This is a genomic window from Nocardia sp. AB354 (assembly GCF_049538315.1).
GTDB classification, from domain to species: Bacteria; Actinomycetota; Actinomycetes; order Mycobacteriales; family Mycobacteriaceae; genus Nocardia; species Nocardia nova.
In genome coordinates this window covers 97,799-119,550 of the sequence record NZ_JBMVFU010000022.1, presented here as the reverse complement: position 1 = coordinate 119,550, position 21,752 = coordinate 97,799, and the positions used below count along the sequence as shown (strand labels likewise).

The window sequence follows — 21,752 nt, the reverse complement described above, 5'->3', positions numbered from 1 at the left end:
TCGCCGGTACGAGAAAGCCGCGAGGCCCGAGGGCCTCGCGGCTTTTCCGTATCGACGCTGAGCTGATCGACGCCGAGCTGCTGAGGGTTCTGTTAGACGACGTGCACCCAGGCGATGCCGATCTGCGGCAGCTCCTGCTTCTGCAGCTGGAACCAGCCGAAGTCGTCACGCTGCCAGCAGTCGTCCAGCGGCGCGGTGTTGTCGTGGCAGGCGATCGGCTTGGAGGTGCCGTAGGGGCTCACGATGACCTGCTTGCCGTTGTCCTTCGCCGACAGCGCCGCCGGGTCGTTGTAGGCGACGAAGTTGTCGTTCTGCAGCGAGTAGTTGGCCGGATCGGTCATCGGGTCGGCGTGCGCGGCGGGAGCGAGGGTGAGGGCCGCACCCGCGGCGAGAGCGGCAGTAGCCAGGAATTTCCTCATCATGACCTACACCTATCACGGGTATGTGAAGCGCGCATGGCGAGCCGATGACCGTACAGAGGTACTTCACAATTCCCGCGGCGCCGCCGCGGCCGAAAGATGTGCGCCGATCGCGGCGGCCGATTCGGCGAGAGCCTGTCGCACGGCCGCGTCCGAAACCGTTCCGTCGGCCCCGACCATGGCGCTCAGTACGGTAATTCGCCGGCACGCCGATTCGATTTCCACCGCGCCGACATATCCCAGCACCGTGCGCAGCGAGGTGATCGCACTTTCACCGCGTCCGGGGGCCGCCACCGAAATCCAGGCCACCGGTTTCTCGTGCAGATCCGCGTTGCCGACGGTCCACTCCAGCAGATTCTTCAGACTGCCGGGAATGAATCCCGCGTATTCGGGTGCGCAGAACACCACGGCATCGGCGGCCGCGAGTTGTTCACGCAGGGCCCGCACCGCCGGCGGGGCGGGTTGATCGCCCGGCACGAAGGCCGGAATCTCGACCAACCCGGTGAACAATTCCGCGGTGAATGCCGGCGCGGCGAGATCGGCGAAGGTTCGCAATGCGGCGGTGTTGGTGGAACCCGGCCGGGTACTTCCGGAAATCAACAGAATCCGGGGCGCGCCCGGGCGTGATCCCGGCGCGGAATCGGTTCCCGCGGATTCGTGCTCGACAACGGAGGACTCGGATGCCGGCATACCCGGCGCGTTACCCATATTCCTACGAAATGGGTTGGCGGATCAGATATTCCCGTTCGGTTCGGTTTCCGCTTTCTCGCGCGCGGCGGTCGTCGCCGGATGCACCGCGATCAGGCCCAGTCCTTCGCGACGGCGGCAGTGCCGGGCCAGTTCGTCGTAGGCCGGCTGCCCGATCAATTCGATCAGTTCGGGCGCGTAGGACTGCCAGACCGGGCGGCTGCCGACATGCGCGTCGGGCGAGCCGGAGCAGTACCAGTGCAGATCCAAACCGCCCGGGCCCCAGCCGCGCCGATCGTATTCGGTGATGGTGGTGCGCAGGATCTGTTCGCCGTCGGGCCGGTCGATCCAGTCCTGCGTGCGCCGGATCGGCAGCTGCCAGCACACCTCGGGCTTCACCGTCAGCGGCTCGATGCCCTTGCGCAGGGCCATCGTGTGCAGGGCGCAACCGATTCCGCCGGCGAAGCCCGGGCGGTTGAGGAAGATGCAGGCGCCCTCGTAGCGGCGGGTGCGGATGGCCGGCTCGTCGTCGAGTTCGTCCTCTTCCAGATACAGCTTCCTGCGGATCTTGCCGTCGCGATCGCGCGCCTCGTCCATCAGCTGCCAATCCTGCGGCGTGAGCATCTTCACGGCCTTGGCCAGCTTCTTGCGATCGTCGTCGTCGCTGAGGAACGCGCCGTGCGAACAGCAGCCGTCGTCCGGGCGGCCTTCGATGATGCCCTGGCAGGCGGGCGTGCCGAAGACGCAGGTCCAGCGCGACAGCAGCCAGGTGAGATCGGCCGCGATCAGATGCTCGGCATTTGCCGGATCGACGAATTCGATCCACTCCCGGGGGAAGTCGAGATCGACCTCCGGCGCCGGATCCATCTTCGCAGCTGGTCGCAGCCCGGCCGACGTCGTGTCCGGCGAGACGGGGGTGGGCGCGGATGCTCCTGCGGTCACATCGCCAGACGCTAACAGCTTTGCCGCTCGAGCCCCAGTTCCGGGCTGGTGTGGTGAGGGGAGTTCCGATTCGTCCTCCGGTGCCTCCACCGACCCCGGTACCGTATTCATGTGCGGCTCGGTGTTCTCGATGTGGGAAGTAATACCGTCCACCTGCTCGTGGTGGACGCGCATCGGGGTGGGCACCCGATGCCGATGAGCTCGACGAAGGCCACCTTGCGGCTGTCGGAGAATATGGACGACGCGGGCTGTATCACGCCCGAGGGCGCGGCCAAGCTCACCAAGACGATCACCGAATTCGCCAGTATCGCAAAGACTTCCGGCTGTGTGGAGCTGATGCCGTTCGCGACCTCGGCGCTGCGGGAGGCGGCCAATTCCGATGACGTGCTGGCCCAGATCCGCTCGCGCGCGGGTGTCGATCTGCGGGTGCTCTCGGGTGTCGACGAGGCCCGGTTGACGTTCCTGGCGGTGCGGCGCTGGTACGGGTGGAGCGCGGGACGCATTCTGAATCTCGACATCGGCGGCGGATCGCTCGAGATGAGCAACGGCTGTGACGAGGCGCCCGACGCGGCGTTGTCGCTGCAGTTGGGGGCGGGCCGGCTGACCAGAGACTGGCTGAACGGCGATCCGCCGGGTAAGCGCCGGGTGGCGGTGCTGCGGGACTGGCTCGACGCCGAGTTGGTGATACCGGCCAAACAACTGCTCGCGGTCGGGCGTCCGGATCTGGCGGTGGGCACCTCGAAAACCTTCCGCTCGCTGGCCCGGCTGACCGGAGCCGCCCCTTCGGCCGCGGGACCACGTGTGCGGCGTAGTCTCACCAGTTCCGGTCTGCGGCAGTTGATCGCATTCATCTCTCGGATGACCGCCGCCGATCGCGCAGAATTGGAAGGTGTCAGTTCCGACCGGTCCCAGCAATTGGTGGCCGGCGCACTGGTAGCGGAGGCGAGTATGCGGGCGTTGTCCCTCGATACGCTCGAAATCTGCCCGTGGGCGCTGCGCGAAGGACTGATCCTGCGCAAACTGGATACCGACCTGGGTAGCGACCCGGGTCCGGGTAGTACTCGGCCCATCGGAGTGCCGGGCCCGACCGAGGCCGTATCGGGATGATCGATGCGGGAAGCGGTCAATCGGAAAGGACCGTCGTGAACGGCAGGAGCGGAGGCGGCAGCCCGGCGTCCCCGCGCCGCAGCCCGTTCACGACCGAAAGGAGCCGGCATGAGTGAGGATTCGACCCAGCTGTCGGTCGCCGAACTGCTGGCGCGCAACGGCCAGGGAGTTCCGGCGTCGGGCGGCGGTCGCCGGCGCAGAGGCGGACGCGGCATCGCGGTCACCGACCTGACCGGCGACCTGCCGGCGGTTCGGGAGGGCTCCTCCTCGCACGCCGCTCCGGAGGCCGAACCGGATCCGGAACCGATGCCGGACTTCCAGCTCTCGGTACCCGGATACGAAGCCGAATCACCGCTGTCCGGCCCGATCAGTTTCTACGATCCCCTGGCCGCCGCTCCGGAGCCGCCGAGCGCGCCGAATTCCTGGGAGCCGTCGGGGTACGCGGCGAACAGCTTCCAGCCCACCTCGTTCGACTCTCCGGGCGGATATTCCTCGCCGGAGTTCGGCGCGGCCCCCGGATACGACGCTGCCGGATACGGCGCCCAGCCCGATTCCACCCGGCACGCCGCGCCGGAGGGTGCGCCCGCGCCGTACGGTGCGGATGCCGCGCCGGCGCCCACCGGTCGCCGCGCCCGCCGCGAATTGCGGGAGGCGCTGGCCGAGCGGGAGGCGGCGGGTGCGTTCGCCGCTCCCGAGACACCGGTGGATTCGGGGCGTCCCGGGCGCCGGCACCGGCCGGACCCCGACGAGAGCAACACCGTGATGGTGCCGCCGTTCCAGGGCGGCATGGGAACCGACCCCACGCCGCCGACCGCGGCCTGGGCGCCGCCTCGCTCGCCCGAAACCCCCTCTCCGCACCGCGAATTCGGCGCTCCGGCAGGTCGTGAATTCGGTGCGCCCGACTTCCCGACACCGGGACGCGCCGACCTGCCGCGCCGCAACGGTGCCAAGCCGGGGCGCGACGGGTCGGGCGCGCCCGAGGCACCCGCAGGCGGCCGCAACGGCGCCGACGCCCGCCAGGGACTTCCCGCATGGTCGGCGCGGCGGCGGCCCGGTGCTCCGGCTTCGGCTCCCCGGGATTTCGACGAACCCGGATCCGGCGGCCACCCGGACGAGCCGGCCGAGGACCGGTCGCCGGGATGGTCGCTGGCCGCCCGGGAGCAGCCGCTGCTGTCCGGGCAGACCGTTGCCGGAGATCTGCTGCGCGATGCCGGAGCGCGTGAGGAGCGGCGCGGGGCCGATGCGCGCCGCGATCGCGGTCCGCGCCGCGGGGTGATCGATCTCCTCGATCCGGCCGAGGCGCGCACCGAGTTCTACGCACCGGTCGAACTCGAGGAACCCGACGACGACTACGACGACGATCTGCTCGACGACGAGGAGATCGAGTCCGCCCCGCGTCGGCGCCGGGCCGCCCCGCGCAGCTTCTCCCTGCGCGACAGACTGCCGCAGCTGAGCCGACCGGCGTCCCGCCGCGGCTCGGTCGAGGATCTCAACCGGCGGCAGTGGATGATCCTCGGCGGCCAGGCCGTCGGCGCGGCGGTCGCGGGAATGTTGCTGTTCAAGGGCTTCGAGCAGATGTGGGACGTCATGCCGTTCCTGGCTCTGGTGCTGGCGATGGTCGTGATTCTCGGTCTGGTCGCGCTGGTTCGCGTGCTGCGCCGCACCGACGACATCCTCAGCACGGTGATCGCGGTCGTTGTGGGCATCTTCGTGACGCTCGGACCGCTAGCCTTTCTTCTCAGCACGAACTGAGCAGGGAGCAGCAAGTGGGGCACAGCGGTCAGGTGGGGACCACCGTTCAGGTGGGGTTGTCGACGGCGTCGGTCTATCCGGAGAACACCGAGGCGGCGTTCCGGTATGCCGCGGAATTGGGTTACGACGGCGTGGAATTGATGGTCTGGGCCGAGCCGGCCAGCCAGAACATCGCCACGGTCCAATCGTATGTGCGCCGGTACGCGGTGCCGGTGCTGGCCGTGCACGCGCCCTGTCTGCTCATCTCGCAGCGGGTATGGGGTGCCGACCCGGTGGCCAAACTCGAACGCAGTGTGCGGACGGCGGAGTCGCTGGGGGCGGCGACCGTGGTGGTGCATCCGCCCTTCCGCTGGCAGCGGCGTTATGCGGAGGGCTTCGCCCAGCAGGTGGGCGAACTCGAGGACAGCAGTCCGGTCGTGGTCGCGGTGGAGAACATGTTCCCCATGCGTGCCGACACGCTGTTCGGACGCCGCTCCGGTTCGGCGCGCCGGCTGGAACGCCGTGGTGGACCGGGACTTTCCGTGACCGCGTTCAGCCCGTCCTACGATCCGACCGATACCGGCTTCCGGCACTACACCCTGGATCTGTCGCATACCGCGACCGCCGGGATGGATGCGCTGACGCTGGCCGACCGCATGGGCGGCGGTCTGGCGCACCTGCACCTGGCCGACGGCCGCGGCGCCGCCCACGACGAGCACCTTATTCCCGGCGAGGGTGGGCAACCCTGTGTGGAAGTGTGTGAATCGTTGGTGCGCAACGGTTTCCGGGGTCACGCCGTGATCGAGGTGAACACCCAGAACGCACGGACCACCGCCGACCGCGCGGCGATGCTGGGGCGAGCGCTGCGGTTCGCGCGCACACATCTGAACAATTTGCAGCCGGTGCCGGGGCGGGAACAGACCCGGCAGGGTTGATCGGCCTGTGCCCGTACAGCTTCGTCACACCCGGTAGGGAATCGAGCGACCGTCCGGCAGACTTATACGGTGTACGAGCCGGGCCGGAGCCGGCTGGGCCCACGGAGAGGAGCGGCGGGTGACGGAACTGGCGGTCGAGACGGTACGGCCGGAGTTGGACGACGCACCGTTCAGCCGCGTGTGCGCGGTGACCGAGGTGGAGGTTTCCGCCGAGTTCGCGCGCTATCGCGGCGTCATCGACCCGGTGTGGACGATCGGCAAGAAGCTGCACGGCGGCACCATGGTCGCCTCGTCGGCGGCCGCCGCCACGACCCGGTTGCGCACCGCGCATCCCGATCTGGCCGAGATGTTCCCGATCGCGGCGAGCACCGATTTCCTCGGCGCCCCGGACCCGGGCGAGGTCGAGTACGAGGTCCGAATCCGCAAGACGGGCCGCCAGATCTGCCTGGTCGACGCCGATCTGGTCCAGGGTGGTCGCACGCTGGTGCATTCGGCGTTCACCTTCGGCCACCTCGACGACGCGGAACCGGCCTATCGGCGCGAGACCGTGGCGGATATGCCGCCGGAACCGCCCGCCGAGGCCCTGGGCTACGACGCGCCGGATTCTCCGATGGGCCGGCTGGTCAACGTCTCGCGAGGCGCCTCGGTGGCGATCGATCCGGCCTGGGCGCCGTTCCTGTCCGGCGAGCGGGGCGAGCCGCGGCTGCGCCTGTGGATCCGTCCGCGCGCCGCCGACGGCAGCGATCCGGACGTCGCCGCGTATTTCGCCATGATGGCGGGCGATATGAGCCCGCCCGTGCCGATGAACATGGGCCGGTTCGGCTGGGCCCCGACCGTGCAGCTCACCACCTATCTGCGGCGTCGGCCCGCGCCGGGCTGGCTGCGGGTGATCGCGACCGCCCACGAAATCGGGGAGCGCATGTTCGACGAGGATCAACTGGTCCTCGACAGCACGGGCGCGGTGGTTGCGCAGACCCGCCAGCTCGCGCTGATTCCGCTGCCCCGCTCCCACTGATCGCCCCTGCCCCGCGTCGGCCGCCGCGCACGGATAGCCTTGGGCCTCATGACGAGAATTGCGGTGATCGGTGGCGGACGGATCGGCGAGGCGTTGATTGCCGGGCTGCTCGAGGCCGGGCGGCCGGGTAAGGATCTGGTCGTGGTCGAGACGGTGACGACCCGCGCGCAGGTGTTGAGCGAGCGGTTCGGCATTCGGGTCACCGACAGTCTGGCCGAGGCCGCGGCGGGTGCGGATGTGCTGGTGGTAGCGGTGAAGCCGCACGATGTCGACGCCGTGCTGACCGAGCTCGGCAAACTCGAACTCGACAACGATCGCGATCAGATCCTGGTGTCGCTCGCCGCCGGTGTGACCACCGCCCGGGTGGAGTCGAAGTTGCCCGCCGGATTCCCGGTCGTGCGGGTCATGGCGAATACCCCGATGCTGGTCGGCCAGGGCATGAGCGCGATCGCGGCCGGGCGCTACGCGAAATCCGCCGAGCTGGATACGGTCTCGGAGCTGCTGGGGGCGGTCGGCAGGGTCGTCACCGTCGCAGAGAGCCGGATGGACGCGGTGACCGCGGTGTCGGGTTCGGGACCCGCGTACTTCTTCCTGGTGGTCGAGGCCATGGTGGAAGCCGGCGTCGGCCTCGGCCTGACGCGGGACGTGGCCACCGAACTGGTGGTGCAGACCATGCTCGGCTCGGCGGCGCTGCTGGAGGAGTCCGGTCAGGATGCCGCGGAGTTGCGTGCCGCGGTGACCTCGCCGGCGGGGACCACCGCGGCGGCCGTGCGTGAGCTCGAGCGCGGCGGCGTGCGCTCGGCGTTCTGGGAGGCGTTGCACGCGGCCAAGCGCCGCTCGGCCGAACAGGGGGCGACCGGCGAGTAACCGCGGAGTGGCCGCCGGGTGTGACGTGACATCCGCTGGTGACACTGCTATTTCTCCCACCCGTCGCAGCAATCCCACTGGTAACGCTAAGCTCGGGGGAGCACGTGCGTGTCTGTTCCGCCGGTGGGGAAGCCGGCGGCGCGGACGTGCCGGAGGTCAGTGGTGCAATGATGTCTGGAAACAGCTCTGCGAGTTCCGGTCCTGTCATCGGCGGTGGAGGAACACAGTTCCTCACCGTTGCCGAGGTGGCGAATCTGATGCGGGTTTCCAAGATGACGGTGTATCGGCTGGTTCACTCGGGAGAACTACCCGCTGTCAGAGTCGGTCGATCGTTCCGGGTACATGCCAAGGCGGTGCACGACTACCTGCAGACGTCGTACTTCGACGCCGGATAGCAGCGTGCGAACGCCGGTCGGCGGTGTCGGCGACCGGGCACAGCGGTGCCCGTTTCGTTCGCCGTGGGTTGGCCCGGTACGATGAACCACCGTTGTGTTACCCGCTGCCGATCTGGGTCAGGTCGGGAGCTGAACACTGGTTGCCAGGCGGCCGCCGAGCGAACCGGAAGATGGGCGTACGTAACCGGCGTGCGTGCCGAGGGTAGAGAGAGAACGCGAGGAACAACCCTATGGGTTCTGTGATCAAGAAGCGCCGTAAGCGGATGTCGAAGAAGAAGCACCGCAAGCTGCTTCGCCGTACGCGCGTGCAGCGTCGCAAACTCGGCAAGTAAACTTACACGCTGGAAATTAGCTGAAAGCCCGCCGCCGACTTGGGTGGCGGGCTTCGGCATTTGTTTCCGGTGACTGAAGTCATCGTTAGATCCTGGTTAATACTCTCGGCCACCTCCGTAACAGCCGCTACTCTGGTTAACGGAACTAGCCAAGCAGGGGTGCACAGGTGGGATTCGGCGTGGGTTCGGATATGCGGGACGGGCGTACGGCTGGCCGCAACGACCAGCCGCCCAAAGTTGTCCTCGTCACCGGCGCGAGCCGCTTCTTCGGCGGCAATGTCGTCACTCGGCTGGCGGCCGATCCCGCGATCGAACGAGTCATCGCGGTCGATGCCCGCATGCCCAGTCGCGATCTGCTGCGCCGGATGGGACGCGCCGAGTTCGTGCGCGCCGATATTCGAAACCCGTTGATTCGCAAGGTGATCGACGGAAATAAGGTCGACACCGTCGTGCATCCGGCCGTACTGTCCCGCCCGCCCGCCGGTGGCGGCCGGGCGGCGATGAAGGACTACAACGTCTTCGGCGCCATGCAGCTGATGGCGGTCTGCCAGAAGGCGCCGAGTGTGCGCCGTGTCGTGGTCCGCTCCTCCTCGGCGGTCTACGGTTGCGGTCCGAAGGATCCGGCGAAATTCACCGAGGAAATGAGTGCGCGCACGCCGCCGAAGGGCTGGTTCGCGCGCGACATGATCGAGGTCGAGGGATTCGTCCGCGGAATGGCGCGCCGGCGTCCGGATATCGCCGCGACGATCCTGCGATTCGCACCGATAGTGGGGCCGCGTCTGGCGGGCCGGGGCGTGCAGTATTTCCGCTCCCCGATCACGCCGACGATCTTCGGCCGCGACCCCCGTATGCAGCTGTTGCACGAAGAGGACGCGATCGCGGTGCTGGCGCATGCCGCGCATTCCGCACCCGGCGGCACCTTCAATGTCGCCGGTGACGGGGCGCTGGCATTGTCGCAAGCCATCCGCCGCGCCGGTCGCGTCGAACTACCGGTGCCGATGAGTGTTTTCCAGACGGTCGGCCGGTCGTTCATGGGCCCGGTGATGCGTGAGTTCACCACCGAGCAGATCGATTACTTCCACTTCGGCTGTGGATTGGACACCACGAGAATGCGTACCGAACTCGGCTTCGCACCGCGTTGGACGACGGTGCAGGCGTTCGACGACTTCATCGGGGGCGCAGCGTTGCGGCCCGTCATCGATCCGCGCTGGATCGACGCTGCAGAAAACAGACTCCTCGGCCTCGTCGGGGCCGGGACGGGAGCACATCGATGAACGACGTGGCCAAAGTCATTCACCTGCACGAGACGGATTTCGAGGCCCGGCAGCGCCCGGCGTCGCGGCGCTGGCCCGGAGAGTCGGCCCTGCAGCCGGTGACCTCGCTGACCGAGCGGCTGGCCGAATCGGCACCGCCGCGCTCGCTGGGTGATCTGGTGCGGAGTGCGGTGGCCGACGGTATTCGCAATACCGCCGATTTCGCCCGCCGCCGCCTCACCGGGGACTACCAGGTCGACGAATTCGGGCGGGACGAGCATCTGCTCGAATCGGTCATCCTGCCGACCCTGCGGCCACTGTCGGATCTGTGGTTCCGGGTGGATGTCAACGGCATCGACAACATTCCGTCCACCGGTGGTGCGCTGGTGGTTTCCAATCACGCCGGCGTGGTGGCACTGGACGCGCTGATGCTGCAGCTGGCCGTGCACGACCGGCATCCCGCCCATCGGTCGCTGCGCTTGCTGGCCGCTGATCTGGTGTTCGAGACGCCGGTGGTCGGCGGGCTGGCCCGCAAGGCGGGCCACACCCTGGCCTGCCCCGCCGACGCCGAGCGGCTGCTGCGGTCGGGCGAGGTCGCGGGGGTGTTCCCCGAGGGCTTCAAGGGCATCGGCAAGCCGTATTCGGAGCGCTACAAGCTGCAGCGCTTCGGGCGCGGCGGATTCGTCTCGGCGGCGGTGAAAACCGGTGTGCCGATCATTCCGTGCTCGATCGTCGGGTCCGAGGAGATCTATCCGAAACTCGCCGACATCAAGCCGTTGGCACGCCTGCTCGGATTGCCGTATTTCCCGGTGACTCCGACATTTCCGCATCTGGGACCGCTGGGCGCGATCCCGTTGCCGTCGAAGTGGACCATCGAATTCGGCAAGCCCATCGCGACCGAGGACTATGCGGCCGAGGCCGCCGACGATCCGATGACGATGTTCGAGGTCACCGATCAGGTCCGCGAGACCATCCAGCAGACGCTGTACAAACTGCTCACCAAGCGGCGTAACCCCTTTACCGGCTGACGCCGGAACAGAGCCGGAGAAATCGAGCCTCCTCGCTGCGGCGAGGAGGCTCGATCGTTTCCTTCCGGAAAATCTCAGCCGTGCTGTTCGCGCCTGCGGGTGAGGACGGCCGCCGCCGCCCCACCGGCCGCACCCAGCGCCAATGCGGTGGGAACGCCGATCTTGGCGGCCTTGCGTCCGGTGCGGAAATCGCGGATCTCCCAGCCGCGATTCTTGGCGACCTCACGCAGGTCCGAATCCGGGTTGATCGCCACCGCGGTACCGGCCAGCGAGAGCATCGGCACGTCGTTGTGGCTGTCGGAATAGGCCGTGCAGCGTTTGAGATTGAGCCCCTCGCGAATGGCCAGGGTGCGCACCGCATGTGCCTTGCCCAGGCCGTGCAGAATATCGCCGACCAGCCGTCCGGTGAAGACGCCGTCCACACTTTCGGCGACCGTGCCCAGCGCGCCGGTCAATCCCAGGCGCTTCGCGATGACCTGCGCGAGTTCCACCGGCGTGGCGGTCACCAGCCACACCTGCTGACCGGCGTCCAGATGCATTTGCGCTAGCGCGCGGGTGCCGGGCCAGATCTTGTCGGCGATGATTTCGTCGTAGATTTCCTCGCCCAGGGCCGCGAGTTCGGCAGTCGAGCGGCCGGCGATGAATGACAGCGCCTTTTCCTTGCCGCTGGCCATATCGCCCTGGCTTTCCTTACCGGTGACCCGGAATTTCACCTGCTTCCAGGCCATATCGACGAGGTCGGAAGTCTTGAAATATTTCCGCGCCGCGAGGCCGCGCGCGAAGTGCACGATCGAGGCGCCCTGCACCATCGTGTTGTCCACGTCGAAAAATGCCGCAGCGGTCAGGTCGCGCGGCGGGCGCGCATGGGGCGGTAATTCCGAATCGGCTTCGGCGCCATAGGTTTCGGCCAATTCCGCGTCGTGCAGCGCGAGGGCGGCATCGGCGCTGGCCTCACCGGCGAGGTTGGCGCGTACCTCCTCCTCGCTGGGCCCGAACGGGCTGCGCGCGATCCGCGTGAGCTGGTCCGACAGACCCTGCCCCCAGCGCGCCGGGAATTCGCCGAACCTTCCCGCGATGAAGCCCGTCCTCGCATCTTTCGATCGTTCCGGCACCAGTACCTCCGCCTGTTCGCGCGAACACTCCAACATTAGCCGAGCACAGCGTTGTCCCGACGGCTGCTCGGCGATGTGTGCTCAGCGACTCAAATCGGCCCGCAACCGGGATTCGTCCACGTCGAAGTAACTGTGTTCGCGGCCGTCGAGCAGCACCACCGGCAGCCGGTCGCCGAACTCGGCCCGCAGCGACGGGTCGGTGGCCGCCGCCGCGTCCACATCGACGGTCGCCGGTTCCAGCCCGAAGTCGGCGCAGATGGCGCGCAGTTGCGTCAGTGCGACCGTGCACATACCGCAGCCCTCGCGGGTCAGCAAAGTCACCGAATGCGTGGCAGTACTCATATCGCCATTAAATGCCACCGTGCCGACAGACCTGCGATTAGCCGCGAATCGCCGCATTCGCGCGGGGAAATCGAGGGTCCGGCGTGCCTGCGCCGAAGCCGGTGCTACACGGCGGTTGAATGTGAGCAGGCATTCGTGGAGCCGACGAGTGGAGAGTGACTGAATTCACCGACTTTGTGCAGGGCTTCACAAGCGGTTACGGTGGTGACACGCGACCCGCCTGCTTCTGGCGGCGGACGCAACCGCACCCCGTGTACCAATACCGATCCGAGACCGATGCCTGTGCCCGGTGTCGGCGGTGGACCAAGCGAAAACCCGGACACTACCCCCCGGCCGGACGAGGAGCCGAACGACGTGACAGAGCAGCATGAGACGCCAGGTGGCGTCTCCGGCAGAGCTCTGAACAGCGTTTCCGGCAAATCCATCAACAAGGACATCCCGCAGGCGACGGTGACCCGTCTGGCCACCTACCTCCGAGTGCTCGCCGTCCTGGCCGACGAGGGTGTGCTCATCGTATCGAGTGAAGAACTGGCTGTCGCGGCGGGTGTCGGTTCGGCCAAGCTTCGCAAGGATCTATCCTTCCTCGGCCCCAACGGTGTTCGCGGCGTCGGCTACGACGTGGCCAAGCTGCGCAACCGCATCGAAGACGTTCTCGGCCTGGCGGACGGCCATCGCGTGATCCTGGTCGGCGCCGGGAATCTGGGCCGGGCATTGGCCGGTTACGGCGGATTCTCGCGGCGCGGATTCACCATGGTCGGCATCTTCGACAACGATCCCGCGGTGATCGGCGCCTCGGTCGCCGGGCTGCGGGTGCTCGACACCGCCCGGCTACGGACCACGGTCGCCGAACTCGCGCCCACGATCGCGGTGGTCACCGTTCCCGATGCCGCGGCCCAAGCCGTCTGCGACGAACTCGTCGCCGCCGGGGTGCAGTGCATTCTCAGCTTCTCGCCGGTGAACCTGGCGGTTCCGGCCACCGTGGAGGTCCGCCGCGTCGACCTCGCCGTCGAACTGCAGATGCTGTCGTTCGAGCGCGCTCGCAGCGCGGAACTCGAGGCGACCGAGCCGGCGGCCACCGAGCGCGTCGCCGCGGGGGAGACCGTGCACGCGGTCTCCACCCCGATCGGGCGCCGGATGGCTGGACGCGCGGCCCACCAGCCCACACCCCGCAAGACAACCTCGCATTCGGCAACGGAGCCAACCAGCAAGGGATCGGTGGTCGCACCATGAGTGTGCTTCTCGTCGGAATTTCGCATCGCAGCGCTCCCGTGGCGGTGCTGGAGAAGGTCGCGGTCACCGAGGAGGACCGGCCCAAGCTCACCGATCGCATGCTGGCCTCCCAGCACATCTCCGAGGCGATGATCGTCTCCACCTGCAACCGCGTCGAGATCTACGCCGTGGTCGACGCCTTCCACGGCGGCCTGGCCGAGGTCGGCGATCTGCTGGCCAAGCATTCCGATCTGCCACTGCCCGAACTGACCAGGCACGCCTACGTGCGCTACAGCGAGGCGGCGGCGGAACATCTGTTCGCGGTCGCCAGCGGCCTGGATTCGATGGTCGTCGGCGAGCAGCAGGTGCTCAGCCAGATCCGCTCGGCGTACGCCGCCGCCGACGCCCAGCAGGCCGCCGGGCGCACCCTGCACGAATTGGCCCAGCACGCCCTGCGCGTCGGCAAGCGGGTGCATTCGGAGACCGGGATCGACCGCGCGGGCGCCTCGGTTGTGTCGGTCGCCCTGGAGCGCGCCGCGAACGTGCTCGGCGACCTGGCCGGCCGCACCGCGGTCGTGGTCGGCGCGGGCGCGATGGGCGGGCTGTCGGTGGCCCATCTGGCACGGGCCGGAATCGGCCGAATCGTCGTGGTCAACCGCACTCTCGAGCGGGCCCAGCGGCTGGCCCACACCGCGACCACCATGCACGGCGCACCGGCGACCGCGATGGAGCTGTCGAATCTGGTGAACGCCATGGCCGATGCCGACATCGTGATCACCAGCACCGGCGCGGTCGGTTCGGTGGTGAGCCTGGCCGACGCCCACCGGGCGCTCAACGTCTCCCGCGCCGGACATCAGATGGTGATCTGCGATCTGGGCCTGCCGCGCGATGTGGATCCCGCGGTGGCAGGACTGCCGGATGTCACCGTCATCGACATGGAGACGCTGCAGCGTGATCCCGCGGCGGGTGCGGCGGCCGACGACACCAGCGCCGCGCGCGCCCTGGTCGCCGAGGAACTCGCCAAATATCTGTCCGGCCAGCGGATGGCCGAGGTGACCCCGACCGTCGCGGCCCTGCGCCAGCGCGCGGCCGAGGTGGTCGAGGCGGAGCTGATGCGGCTGGAATCCAAACTGCCCGATCTCGGCGATCCGCAGCGCGAAGAGGTGGCCCGCACGGTGCGCCGGGTGGTCGACAAACTGCTGCACGCGCCCACGGTCCGGGTCAAGCAGCTGGCCTCGGCGCCCGGCGGCGGCAGCTACGCCGAGGCGCTGCGTGAGCTGTTCGAATTGAAACCCGGTGCGGCACAAGCGGTTGCGGCGCCGATGGAAATCGCCACTCTCGGCGGCGAACTGGCCGACGACTTCACCACGAGCCATCTCGGAGACGAACAGGGGCATCCGCAGTGAGCGCTGATACGGCCACCGCATTCGGGGGCGCGGCCACCGGGGTCGACACGCAGGAGCACAACATGACGCGACGTGGCACCACGGATACCCCGTGGCGGATCGGCACCCGCGGCAGCGTGCTGGCACTGACCCAGGCAGGCACCGTGCGCGACGCGCTGATCGCCGCCGGGCAGCACGCCGAATTGGTGATCGTGAAGACGGCCGGCGACAAATCCTCCGATCCGGTCGAGAAGATCGGTGTCGGGGTGTTCACCGCCGCGCTGCGCGAGGAACTGGCCGCCGGGACCGTCGATATCGCGGTGCACTCCTACAAGGATCTGCCCACCGCGCCCGACCCGCGCTTCACCATCGCCGCGATACCGCCGCGCGAGGATCCGCGTGACGCCCTGGTGGCCCGCGACGGTCTGGTACTGGGCGAACTGCCCGCCGGATCCCGGGTCGGCACGTCCGCACCGCGGCGTGCCGCCCAGTTGCGCGCCCTCGGCCTCGGCCTCGAGATCGTGCCGCTGCGCGGCAATATCGACACCAGACTTCGCAAGGTCGCCGAGGGGGAACTCGACGCCGTGGTCGTCGCGCGGGCCGGGCTGTCCCGCGTGGACCGGCTCGGTTCGGTCACCGAGGCCCTGGAGCCCGTGCAGATGTTGCCGGCACCGGCCCAGGGCGCGCTCGCGGTCGAATGCCGCAGCGAGGAAAGCGATCTCGTCAGCATCCTGTCCACCCTCGACGATCCGGGCAGTCGCGCCACGGTTGTCGCCGAACGCGCGCTGCTCGCCGAACTGGAAGCCGGTTGCACGGCGCCGGTCGGTGCGCTCGCCGAAGTCGTCGAATCGCTCGACGACGAGGGCCGCGTGGTGGAGGAACTGTCGCTGCGCGGCGGCGCGGCGGCGATCGACGGTTCGGATGTCATCCGGGCCTCGGCGGTCGGCTCGCTCGCGAACGCAGAGCAGCTGGGCCGCGATCTGGCGCGTGAGCTCCTGGAGCTGGGGGCGCGCGACCTGCTGGCCGGCGAGGTATCCGCCGGCGCGTCCGACTTCACCAATCCCAGCCCGATGGAGAACAAGCCATGAGCCGAGCCACCAAGAAACATCCCGGTCGGATTTTGTTCGTCGGGTCGGGTCCTGGTGACCCGGCACTGCTCACGGTCCGCGCCCGCGAGGTGCTGGGACGAGCCCGGCTGGCGTTCACCGACCCCGATGTCGACAAGGGCGTGCTGGCCATGATCGGCACCGCCGTCGAGCCGGGTCCCGACGGGGAATCCGCCGTCGATGTGCGCCCCGCGCTGGGCGAGCCGGCCGAGGTCGCGAAGACGCTGGTCCACGAGGCCCGCGCCGGACACGATGTGGTGCGGCTGGTCTCCGGCGATCCGATGACCACCGATTCGGTGATCTCCGAGGTCAACGCCGTCACCCGGTCGCATATGAACTTCGAGGTGCTGCCCGGGCTGCCCTCGGCGACCACGGTTCCGGCCTACGCCGGTATCGCCCTGGGCTCCTCGCACACCGAGGTCGACGTGCGCGGTGAGGTGGATTGGGCCTCGGTCGCGGCCGCTCCCGGCCCGCTGGTGCTGCACGCCACCTCCGGCCACCTGGCCGAAACGGCGAGCGCGCTGGTCGAGCACGGTCTCGCCCCGCAGACCCCGGTGGCCGTGACCGTGCGCGGCACCACCCGGCAGCAGCGCACCATCGAGGCGACGCTGGCCACCCTGAACTCCGCCGCTTCCGAACTGGTCGGACCGCTGGTGGTCACGGTCGGCAAGGAGGTTGAGAAGCGCGCCAAGATGTCCTGGTGGGAGTCGCGGGCGCTGTACGGCTGGACCGTGCTGGTGCCGCGCACCAAGGAGCAGGCCGGCGAGATGAGCGAGAAGCTCGTCATGCACGGCGCCATCCCGATGGAGGTGCCGACCATCGCCGTCGAGCCGCCGCGCAGCCCCGCGCAGATGGAGCGCGCGGTCAAGGGCCTGGTCGACGGGCGCTACCAGTGGGTCGTGTTCACCTCGACCAACGCCGTGCGCGCGGTGTGGGAGAAGTTCGGCGAATTCGGTTTGGACGCACGGGCTTTCTCCGGTGTAAAGATCGCCTGCGTCGGTGAGGCGACCGCCGACAAGGTGCGCTCGTTCGGTATCAATCCCGAACTGGTGCCCAGCGGTGAGCAGTCCTCGGAAGGTCTGCTGGCCGACTTCCCGCCCTACGACGATGTTTTCGACCCGGTCAACCGCGTGCTGCTGCCGCGCGCCGATATCGCCACCGAAACTCTGGCCGAGGGCCTGCGCGACCGCGGCTGGGAGATCGACGATGTCACCGCGTACCGCACCGTGCGGGCCTCGCCGCCGCCGGCCGAAACCCGGGAGATGATCAAGACCGGCGGTTTCGACGCCGTGCTGTTCACCTCCTCGTCCACGGTCCGGAATCTGGTCGGTATCGCCGGAAAGCCGCACGCGCGCACCATCGTTGCCTGCATCGGCCCCAAAACCGCCGAGACCGCAATCGAATTCGGCCTGCGCGTGGATGTGCAACCCGAGATCGCCCAGGTCGGCCCGCTGGTCGACGCCCTGGCCGAACACGCCGCCCACCTGCGCGCCGAGGGCCTGCTGCCCCCGCCGCGCAAGAAGAGCCGCCGCAGCCGCTGAGCGGCTCGATGACCGCAGCCGCTGAGCGGCTCGATAACCGGGGCCGCTGAGCGGTACTGAGGAAGAGGCACTCACACCCGGCGTACGCGCATCAGGTCGCGGACGAGGCTGCAGGTCTTGTTCGACGGTGGCCGGATGCCGACGACCTCGGCGGTGTGCCGAATGGTCTGGTTGTCGGCGAGGTTGGCGCGGTAGACGCCGGAGTCGAGCAGGGCGATGGCCAGCCGCATGGCCTTCAACCTGCGGTTGTGCATGACGTACCAGGAGCGCGGCCGGCCGGCCGGTAGGGCCTGTTTCACCAGCGGCGCGTAGGGATCGATGATCGTCGGTGCGGTGGGCATGAGAATCCTCCCCTCGGATGGAGATTCATCGGGTCGTCGATGGGCCGAATCGAAGGCGGGACGGATATGGGCAGTCCGTCCCACCGCCGATCGATCGGTTGCGCGCCGTGGGCAGTAGCGCGCTACCGAGGCCGGTTCGACTGTTGACGAATCCCCTCGAACACATCTTCGATTCTACCGGAGGGCACCGACAAAAACCGCTCGCCGCAACGGGTTTCGGCGCCGCGCCCGCGTCGCCGGTGCGTCGCCCGTGATTTGCCGGGTGTGACCCACGCCAACCGGTCGGGAGGTGCCTGGGAGCCGGGCTCCCGCGCGGCGTATCGTGCGGTTATGACCGGAATGGACCGCCCGCGGCGGTTGCGTCGTACCCCCGCGATGCGTCGCCTCGTCGCCGAAACCACCTTGGAAGCAAGGCAATTGGTACTACCGATGTTCGTCGCCGACGGACTGGCCGAACCGCGCGAAATCAGTTCGATGCCCGGTGTGTACCAGCATTCGATGGATTCGCTGCGCAAGGCCGCGGCCGAGGCGGTCGGGGCGGGCGTCGGTGGGCTGATGCTGTTCGGCGTGCCGCGTCCGGAGGACAAGGATGCGGTGGGTAGCCAGGCCAGTGCCCCGGACGGCATCCTCAATCGCGGCCTGCGCGCGCTGGCCGAGGAGGTCGGCGGTGACACCGTCGTGATGGCCGATACCTGTCTGGACGAATTCACCGATCACGGGCACTGCGGTGTCCTGGCCGGCGACGGCTCCGTCGACAACGACGAGACCCTGGAACGCTACGTGGAGATGGCGCTGGCCCAGGCCGAGGCCGGCGCCGAACTGCTGGGCACCAGCGGCATGATGGACGGCCAGGTCGGTGCGATCCGCGCCGGACTGGATGCGGCCGGTCATATCGATACCGGGATCCTCGCCTACGCGGCCAAATACGCCTCGGCGTTCTACGGCCCGTTCCGGGAAGCCGTCGGCTCGTCGCTGCAGGGCGATCGCCGGACATATCAGCAGGATTCGGCGAATCGGCGGGAATCGCTGCGTGAGCTGGAACTGGACCTGGCCGAGGGCGCCGACATCGTGATGGTCAAGCCGGCCATGTCGTATCTCGACATCCTGCGCGATGTCGCCGATCATTCGCCGGTTCCGGTCGCCGCCTATCAGATCTCGGGCGAGTACGCGATGATCACCGCCGCCGCCGAACGCGGCTGGATCGACCGCCGCGGCGCCATCCTCGAATCGCTTCTCGGCATCCGCCGGGCGGGCGCGGACATCGTGCTCACCTACTGGGCCACCGAGGCCGCGCACTGGCTGTCGTGAATCCGGCGACCCTCCCGGCCGAGCCCGGCATTCGAACCAGACCCGAGGATGTGCGCACCGCCTGCCAGCTGTGGTGGGCCGTGGTCGCGCTCGGGGTGTTGCGGTTGATCCTCGGCGCGGTCGACCGCCTCGGCAATCGCCGCCAGGTCGCCCAGGACTTCTACGACCAGCTGCACGGCGAGCGGCCCGACTTCAGCGTGGCGCAGATGGAGCTGGTGGTCTCGATTCTCGAGGTGCTGGTCCTCACCTACGGCCTCGCCGCCGGGATCGGCGCGGTGGCCGTGGTGTACCAACTCGGCCGCGGCCGACTGTGGGCGCGCACGGTTGCCGATGTGGCGACCGTGGTGCTGGTGCTCGGCGCCATCGGGTCGATGTTCGGCCTCGGCGCGGTCGCCGGCGGCCCGGCGGTGCTGATTGGGGCCGCGGCGATATTACAGGCGGTTCTGGCCTGCGGAGCCGTATTCCTCTGCCGCAGAAAGGAATCCGAGGCGTTTTTCCGAGCGAACGGCCACTGAGACGCGAGGCCGAATTTGTCGCGTGCCGACCGGGATGTATGGTGAGGGTTGTCACAGAGAGCTCGGGAACTGAAAGTCGTTGATTGTGCGTTGTTCTTCGGATGTGGTTTTTCGGTCGGTGGTCGCATCGATCGGCTACCGCGATGAGAGCGCAGCACGGATGGCTTCGGTGGATCGGAGACATCGATGCGCGTGGTGATTCAGCAGCGACAAAGCATTCGACGCGATGTTCTGGTGATGGGTTTGCTGCTGCTCTTGGCGCTGCTCACCCTCGCCGGCCTGCTGCTCCCGGGGAAGGTCGGCTGACTTCGCCGCCACCCGCTCGCGCCGGCACGCGCGTCGTATTCGGAGGTCCTGCGTGAGCGACGCCCAACCCACCGCCGCGGTGCGGCCGGATTCCGTGCTGTTCAGTGAGCCCGGTGCCCGCTGGCGAACGGTCGCCTACGGCCCGCTGCTCTGTCTGTTCGTGCTGATCCTGGAACTCGCGCTGCGGCGCGGCCCGGTGCACTGGTTCGGCCTCGCCTTCTGCGCGATTCTGCTCGCCGGATTCGTGACTCTGCAGGTCGTGGCCGGAAAACGTCACGTCAGCGTCGAACTCACCGACTCCGTGCTGCGCGCGGGCACCGAAACGCTGCCGCTGAGTTCGATCGCGCGAGTCTTTCCCGAACTCGACGAGGAATCGTGGGATGACGAGCCCTGGGAGTCGGCCCGCGCACTGGGTGAGCTGACCGGAGTGCCGCGCCGCCGCCGCGGCATCGGCCTGAAATTGCGCGACGGCGCCATGGTGCAGGCCTGGGCGCGCGATCATCGGCAGTTGCGCGCGCAGTTGAGCGCCGCGCTCGACCGGCTCGCCGAGGGTTCGGCGCCCGTGACCGAGGAACCAGCGGCGCCCCGGTCGGCGAAGATCGAGACCGCCGCCCCGAACGAGTCCGATGGCGCCGAAGCTCCGGCGGGCGCGGTGAGCTGTTCCGGGGACGACGAGGTTGTCGAGGGCAAGGAGGACGTGGCGTGATGCGCCGGCTGTGGATCCTGCTCGATCTGGTGCTGGTCGTGGTCTGCGCGGTGGCCGCCGTGCCCAGCTGGCGGCTCGGTGTCCATCGGACCTGGTTCGCGGCGGCGGGGGATCAGCCCGCCTTCGAATCCACCCACTACGCCGGTCCGTGGCTCGCGCTGGCCACCGTACTGGTCACGGCCGCGGGCCTCGCGGCCATCGATCTGGTGGTGCGGTGCGCGGTTCGCCCGCGCTGACACGCCTGTTCGCCACAGCCGCACCCGAATTCGCGGCGCGTCGCCCGATAGCGGATCGAGTGTTGTGGGTATTGCCGGAAAATGAGCACCATGACGCGCACCCGAGCAGTGCGGAAGACCTCGTTCACAATTCTCGCAGCCGCGGCGATCGGTATGGCGCCGGTCGCCGTGGCCACCGCGGCCCCCGAAAGCCCCTCGGCCGCAGACGCTTCGGCGACCGCCTCGCAGACGTCCGGGCCGAGCGTTACCGGCGCGAGTTCCGCCGATCCGCAGGCCATCGGCGCGGTCTCTCCGCTGCGCGCCGATCAGGTCTCGCTGCTGGATCTGCTTCCCACGCCACTGAATTGCCTGCTGTCCACCGGCTATGCCCTGCTGTGCCTGGGCGTTCCGGTCTCCTGAACCGCGTCGGTCAGTGCCACTGCTGGAAAACGTCGAGCAGGCGCGTGCCGTGCGATCCGGGGACGTTCGCCATCACCACGACGCTCCCGTCCGGATGGCTCGCCGCCTCCTCGATCACCTGCCGCAGTGAGGCGTGCACATTGCCGTTCTCGTCGTGATAGAGCTGGGTGTCCGGTTTGAGGCCCGCCCCGATCCGGTTCATCGGAACGACCATGGTGACCAGTGCGGGAATCGGCCCGTCGCCCAGTGCGGCGGTCTCGTCGTGGGTGAGGATGACTCCGGCGCGCTGCTGGTCGGGCTGGACCACCGGCGTCACGGCGGCCGCCTGAGTCGCCGCCGCGACCGAGCCGACGAGGGTTGTCAACAGGGCTACCCCGAATACTGCTTTCCGCATGAACCCTCCCGGCCGTGAGCGTGATGGTGGGTACGAGGTTACGCATGGGCAACTCAGCGACAACCCTTATGGCAGGAAATTTACGCCGCGTGTTGCGGTAACGCCGCTGACCGGCGCGTGTGAGGAAACTCTCGGCAAACT

Annotated in this window: 25 protein-coding genes; 18 read left to right on the top strand and 7 right to left on the bottom strand. The window is 68.5% G+C overall.

All coding sequences use genetic code 11. The features are described from left to right. Positions 1-92: 92 nt before the first annotated feature. The 3 genes from ACPCUW_RS27080 to ACPCUW_RS27070 all read right to left on the bottom strand — a co-directional run bounded on the left by ACPCUW_RS27080 (position 93) and on the right by ACPCUW_RS27070 (position 1,973). Complete coding sequence (locus ACPCUW_RS27080) at positions 93-422, bottom strand: hypothetical protein (RefSeq protein WP_030516182.1); 330 nt, start codon at positions 420-422, stop codon at positions 93-95. 63 nt (positions 423-485) lie between these two features. Then, the gene (locus ACPCUW_RS27075) at positions 486-1,109 is read right to left on the bottom strand and encodes an NADPH-dependent FMN reductase (protein WP_423427948.1); all 624 of its coding nucleotides are present in this window, start codon (positions 1,107-1,109) and stop codon (positions 486-488) included. A 42-nt stretch (positions 1,110-1,151) separates the two neighbouring features. After that, positions 1,152-1,973, bottom strand: a complete 822-nt coding sequence (locus ACPCUW_RS27070; RefSeq protein ID WP_423427957.1) for a hypothetical protein — start codon at positions 1,971-1,973, stop codon at positions 1,152-1,154. A 186-nt stretch (positions 1,974-2,159) separates the two neighbouring features. On the opposite strand from ACPCUW_RS27070, the gene ACPCUW_RS27065 reads away from it, so the two are divergent. From ACPCUW_RS27065 to ACPCUW_RS27025, 9 genes are all read left to right on the top strand, one after another. Then, positions 2,160-3,155 carry a Ppx/GppA phosphatase family protein gene (locus tag ACPCUW_RS27065; RefSeq protein ID WP_051756436.1) on the top strand — a complete coding sequence of 332 codons (996 nt, stop codon included), beginning with the start codon at positions 2,160-2,162 and terminating at the stop codon, positions 3,153-3,155. 108 nt (positions 3,156-3,263) lie between these two features. After that, positions 3,264-4,907, top strand: a complete 1,644-nt coding sequence (locus ACPCUW_RS27060; RefSeq protein ID WP_423427945.1) for a hypothetical protein — start codon at positions 3,264-3,266, stop codon at positions 4,905-4,907. Between the two features lie 50 nt (positions 4,908-4,957). Beyond that, positions 4,958-5,821, top strand: a complete 864-nt coding sequence (locus tag ACPCUW_RS27055; protein WP_063018568.1) for a sugar phosphate isomerase/epimerase family protein — start codon at positions 4,958-4,960, stop codon at positions 5,819-5,821. A 118-nt stretch (positions 5,822-5,939) separates the two neighbouring features. Then, entirely contained in the window at positions 5,940-6,836 is an 897-nt protein-coding gene (locus ACPCUW_RS27050; protein WP_082857429.1) for a thioesterase family protein, read from the top strand. 48 nt (positions 6,837-6,884) lie between these two features. After that, the gene (gene proC / locus ACPCUW_RS27045; RefSeq protein ID WP_063018570.1) at positions 6,885-7,703 is read left to right on the top strand and encodes a pyrroline-5-carboxylate reductase; all 819 of its coding nucleotides are present in this window, start codon (positions 6,885-6,887) and stop codon (positions 7,701-7,703) included. 167 nt (positions 7,704-7,870) lie between these two features. Beyond that, a complete protein-coding gene (locus ACPCUW_RS27040) occupies positions 7,871-8,098 on the top strand; it encodes a helix-turn-helix domain-containing protein (protein ID WP_030516190.1) in 228 nt (75 codons plus the stop codon). Positions 8,099-8,328: 230 nt separating this feature from the next. Beyond that, positions 8,329-8,430, top strand: coding sequence for a 30S ribosomal protein bS22 (locus tag ACPCUW_RS27035; RefSeq protein WP_003402602.1), 102 nt, complete (start codon positions 8,329-8,331; stop codon positions 8,428-8,430). Positions 8,431-8,621: 191 nt separating this feature from the next. After that, positions 8,622-9,704 carry an NAD-dependent epimerase/dehydratase family protein gene (locus ACPCUW_RS27030; RefSeq protein WP_063018591.1) on the top strand — a complete coding sequence of 361 codons (1,083 nt, stop codon included), beginning with the start codon at positions 8,622-8,624 and terminating at the stop codon, positions 9,702-9,704. Then, entirely contained in the window at positions 9,701-10,711 is a 1,011-nt protein-coding gene (locus ACPCUW_RS27025) for a lysophospholipid acyltransferase family protein (protein WP_063018572.1), read from the top strand. Before ACPCUW_RS27030 ends, ACPCUW_RS27025 begins: the two co-directional genes overlap by 4 nt. A gap of 74 nt (positions 10,712-10,785) precedes the next feature. Here the strand turns inward: ACPCUW_RS27025 and ACPCUW_RS27020 are convergent, their stop codons facing one another. Together ACPCUW_RS27020 and ACPCUW_RS27015 are read right to left on the bottom strand one after the other, a co-directional pair. After that, on the bottom strand, positions 10,786-11,823 hold the full coding sequence (locus ACPCUW_RS27020) for an HAD family hydrolase (protein ID WP_369801565.1): 1,038 nt from the start codon (positions 11,821-11,823) through the stop codon (positions 10,786-10,788). Positions 11,824-11,904: 81 nt separating this feature from the next. Next, positions 11,905-12,165 carry a glutaredoxin family protein gene (locus tag ACPCUW_RS27015; RefSeq protein ID WP_030516194.1) on the bottom strand — a complete coding sequence of 87 codons (261 nt, stop codon included), beginning with the start codon at positions 12,163-12,165 and terminating at the stop codon, positions 11,905-11,907. Positions 12,166-12,519: 354 nt separating this feature from the next. On the opposite strand from ACPCUW_RS27015, the gene ACPCUW_RS27010 reads away from it, so the two are divergent. The 4 genes from ACPCUW_RS27010 (at position 12,520) to ACPCUW_RS26995 (ending at position 17,406) form a co-directional block, all read left to right on the top strand. Continuing rightward, positions 12,520-13,395: a redox-sensing transcriptional repressor Rex gene (locus ACPCUW_RS27010; RefSeq protein WP_423427942.1), complete on the top strand. Its 876-nt coding sequence runs from the start codon at positions 12,520-12,522 to the stop codon at positions 13,393-13,395. Further along, positions 13,392-14,780: a glutamyl-tRNA reductase gene (locus ACPCUW_RS27005; protein ID WP_423427940.1), complete on the top strand. Its 1,389-nt coding sequence runs from the start codon at positions 13,392-13,394 to the stop codon at positions 14,778-14,780. Before ACPCUW_RS27010 ends, ACPCUW_RS27005 begins: the two co-directional genes overlap by 4 nt. Before the next feature lie 62 nt (positions 14,781-14,842). Then, positions 14,843-15,847: a hydroxymethylbilane synthase gene (hemC, locus tag ACPCUW_RS27000; RefSeq protein ID WP_036525108.1), complete on the top strand. Its 1,005-nt coding sequence runs from the start codon at positions 14,843-14,845 to the stop codon at positions 15,845-15,847. Further along, positions 15,844-17,406, top strand: coding sequence for a uroporphyrinogen-III synthase (locus tag ACPCUW_RS26995; protein ID WP_030516198.1), 1,563 nt, complete (start codon positions 15,844-15,846; stop codon positions 17,404-17,406). The genes hemC and ACPCUW_RS26995 overlap by 4 nt, the downstream gene beginning before the upstream one ends. 71 nt (positions 17,407-17,477) lie before the next feature. On the opposite strand, the gene ACPCUW_RS26990 is transcribed toward ACPCUW_RS26995, so the two are convergent. Next, positions 17,478-17,747, bottom strand: a complete 270-nt coding sequence (locus tag ACPCUW_RS26990; protein WP_063018575.1) for a hypothetical protein — start codon at positions 17,745-17,747, stop codon at positions 17,478-17,480. A gap of 330 nt (positions 17,748-18,077) precedes the next feature. Between ACPCUW_RS26990 and hemB the strand changes: the two genes are divergently transcribed. From hemB to ACPCUW_RS26965, 5 genes are all read left to right on the top strand, one after another. Next, positions 18,078-19,055 (top strand): porphobilinogen synthase, encoded by a 978-nt coding sequence (gene hemB, locus ACPCUW_RS26985; RefSeq protein ID WP_063018577.1) that lies wholly within the window; start codon positions 18,078-18,080, stop codon positions 19,053-19,055. Continuing rightward, complete coding sequence (locus ACPCUW_RS26980) at positions 19,052-19,570, top strand: hypothetical protein (protein WP_423427939.1); 519 nt, start codon at positions 19,052-19,054, stop codon at positions 19,568-19,570. Before hemB ends, ACPCUW_RS26980 begins: the two co-directional genes overlap by 4 nt. 385 nt (positions 19,571-19,955) lie before the next feature. Beyond that, positions 19,956-20,582, top strand: coding sequence for a hypothetical protein (locus tag ACPCUW_RS26975; RefSeq protein ID WP_227463167.1), 627 nt, complete (start codon positions 19,956-19,958; stop codon positions 20,580-20,582). Further along, positions 20,579-20,818, top strand: a complete 240-nt coding sequence (locus ACPCUW_RS26970; protein WP_146098768.1) for a hypothetical protein — start codon at positions 20,579-20,581, stop codon at positions 20,816-20,818. The genes ACPCUW_RS26975 and ACPCUW_RS26970 overlap by 4 nt, the downstream gene beginning before the upstream one ends. A gap of 81 nt (positions 20,819-20,899) precedes the next feature. After that, a complete protein-coding gene (locus tag ACPCUW_RS26965; protein ID WP_423427937.1) occupies positions 20,900-21,217 on the top strand; it encodes a hypothetical protein in 318 nt (105 codons plus the stop codon). A gap of 10 nt (positions 21,218-21,227) precedes the next feature. Here the strand turns inward: ACPCUW_RS26965 and ACPCUW_RS26960 are convergent, their stop codons facing one another. Continuing rightward, complete coding sequence (locus ACPCUW_RS26960) at positions 21,228-21,611, bottom strand: hypothetical protein (RefSeq protein WP_030516205.1); 384 nt, start codon at positions 21,609-21,611, stop codon at positions 21,228-21,230. Positions 21,612-21,752 lie beyond the last annotated feature (141 nt).

Coding starts and splice junctions, on each gene's coding strand:
- ACPCUW_RS27080 (WP_030516182.1), bottom strand. CDS start 422: ATGATGAGGAAATTCCTGGCTACTGCCGCTCTCGCCGCGGGTGCGGCC.
- ACPCUW_RS27075 (WP_423427948.1), bottom strand. CDS start 1,109: ATGCCGGCATCCGAGTCCTCCGTTGTCGAGCACGAATCCGCGGGAACC.
- ACPCUW_RS27070 (WP_423427957.1), bottom strand. CDS start 1,973: ATGGATCCGGCGCCGGAGGTCGATCTCGACTTCCCCCGGGAGTGGATC.
- ACPCUW_RS27060 (WP_423427945.1), top strand. CDS start 3,264: ATGAGTGAGGATTCGACCCAGCTGTCGGTCGCCGAACTGCTGGCGCGC.
- proC (WP_063018570.1), top strand. CDS start 6,885: ATGACGAGAATTGCGGTGATCGGTGGCGGACGGATCGGCGAGGCGTTG.
- ACPCUW_RS27040 (WP_030516190.1), top strand. CDS start 7,871: ATGATGTCTGGAAACAGCTCTGCGAGTTCCGGTCCTGTCATCGGCGGT.
- ACPCUW_RS27035 (WP_003402602.1), top strand. CDS start 8,329: ATGGGTTCTGTGATCAAGAAGCGCCGTAAGCGGATGTCGAAGAAGAAG.
- ACPCUW_RS27030 (WP_063018591.1), top strand. CDS start 8,622: ATGCGGGACGGGCGTACGGCTGGCCGCAACGACCAGCCGCCCAAAGTT.
- ACPCUW_RS27025 (WP_063018572.1), top strand. CDS start 9,701: ATGAACGACGTGGCCAAAGTCATTCACCTGCACGAGACGGATTTCGAG.
- ACPCUW_RS27015 (WP_030516194.1), bottom strand. CDS start 12,165: ATGAGTACTGCCACGCATTCGGTGACTTTGCTGACCCGCGAGGGCTGC.
- ACPCUW_RS27005 (WP_423427940.1), top strand. CDS start 13,392: ATGAGTGTGCTTCTCGTCGGAATTTCGCATCGCAGCGCTCCCGTGGCG.
- hemC (WP_036525108.1), top strand. CDS start 14,843: ATGACGCGACGTGGCACCACGGATACCCCGTGGCGGATCGGCACCCGC.
- ACPCUW_RS26995 (WP_030516198.1), top strand. CDS start 15,844: ATGAGCCGAGCCACCAAGAAACATCCCGGTCGGATTTTGTTCGTCGGG.
- ACPCUW_RS26990 (WP_063018575.1), bottom strand. CDS start 17,747: ATGCCCACCGCACCGACGATCATCGATCCCTACGCGCCGCTGGTGAAA.
- hemB (WP_063018577.1), top strand. CDS start 18,078: ATGACCGGAATGGACCGCCCGCGGCGGTTGCGTCGTACCCCCGCGATG.
- ACPCUW_RS26965 (WP_423427937.1), top strand. CDS start 20,900: ATGAGCACCATGACGCGCACCCGAGCAGTGCGGAAGACCTCGTTCACA.
- ACPCUW_RS26960 (WP_030516205.1), bottom strand. CDS start 21,611: ATGCGGAAAGCAGTATTCGGGGTAGCCCTGTTGACAACCCTCGTCGGC.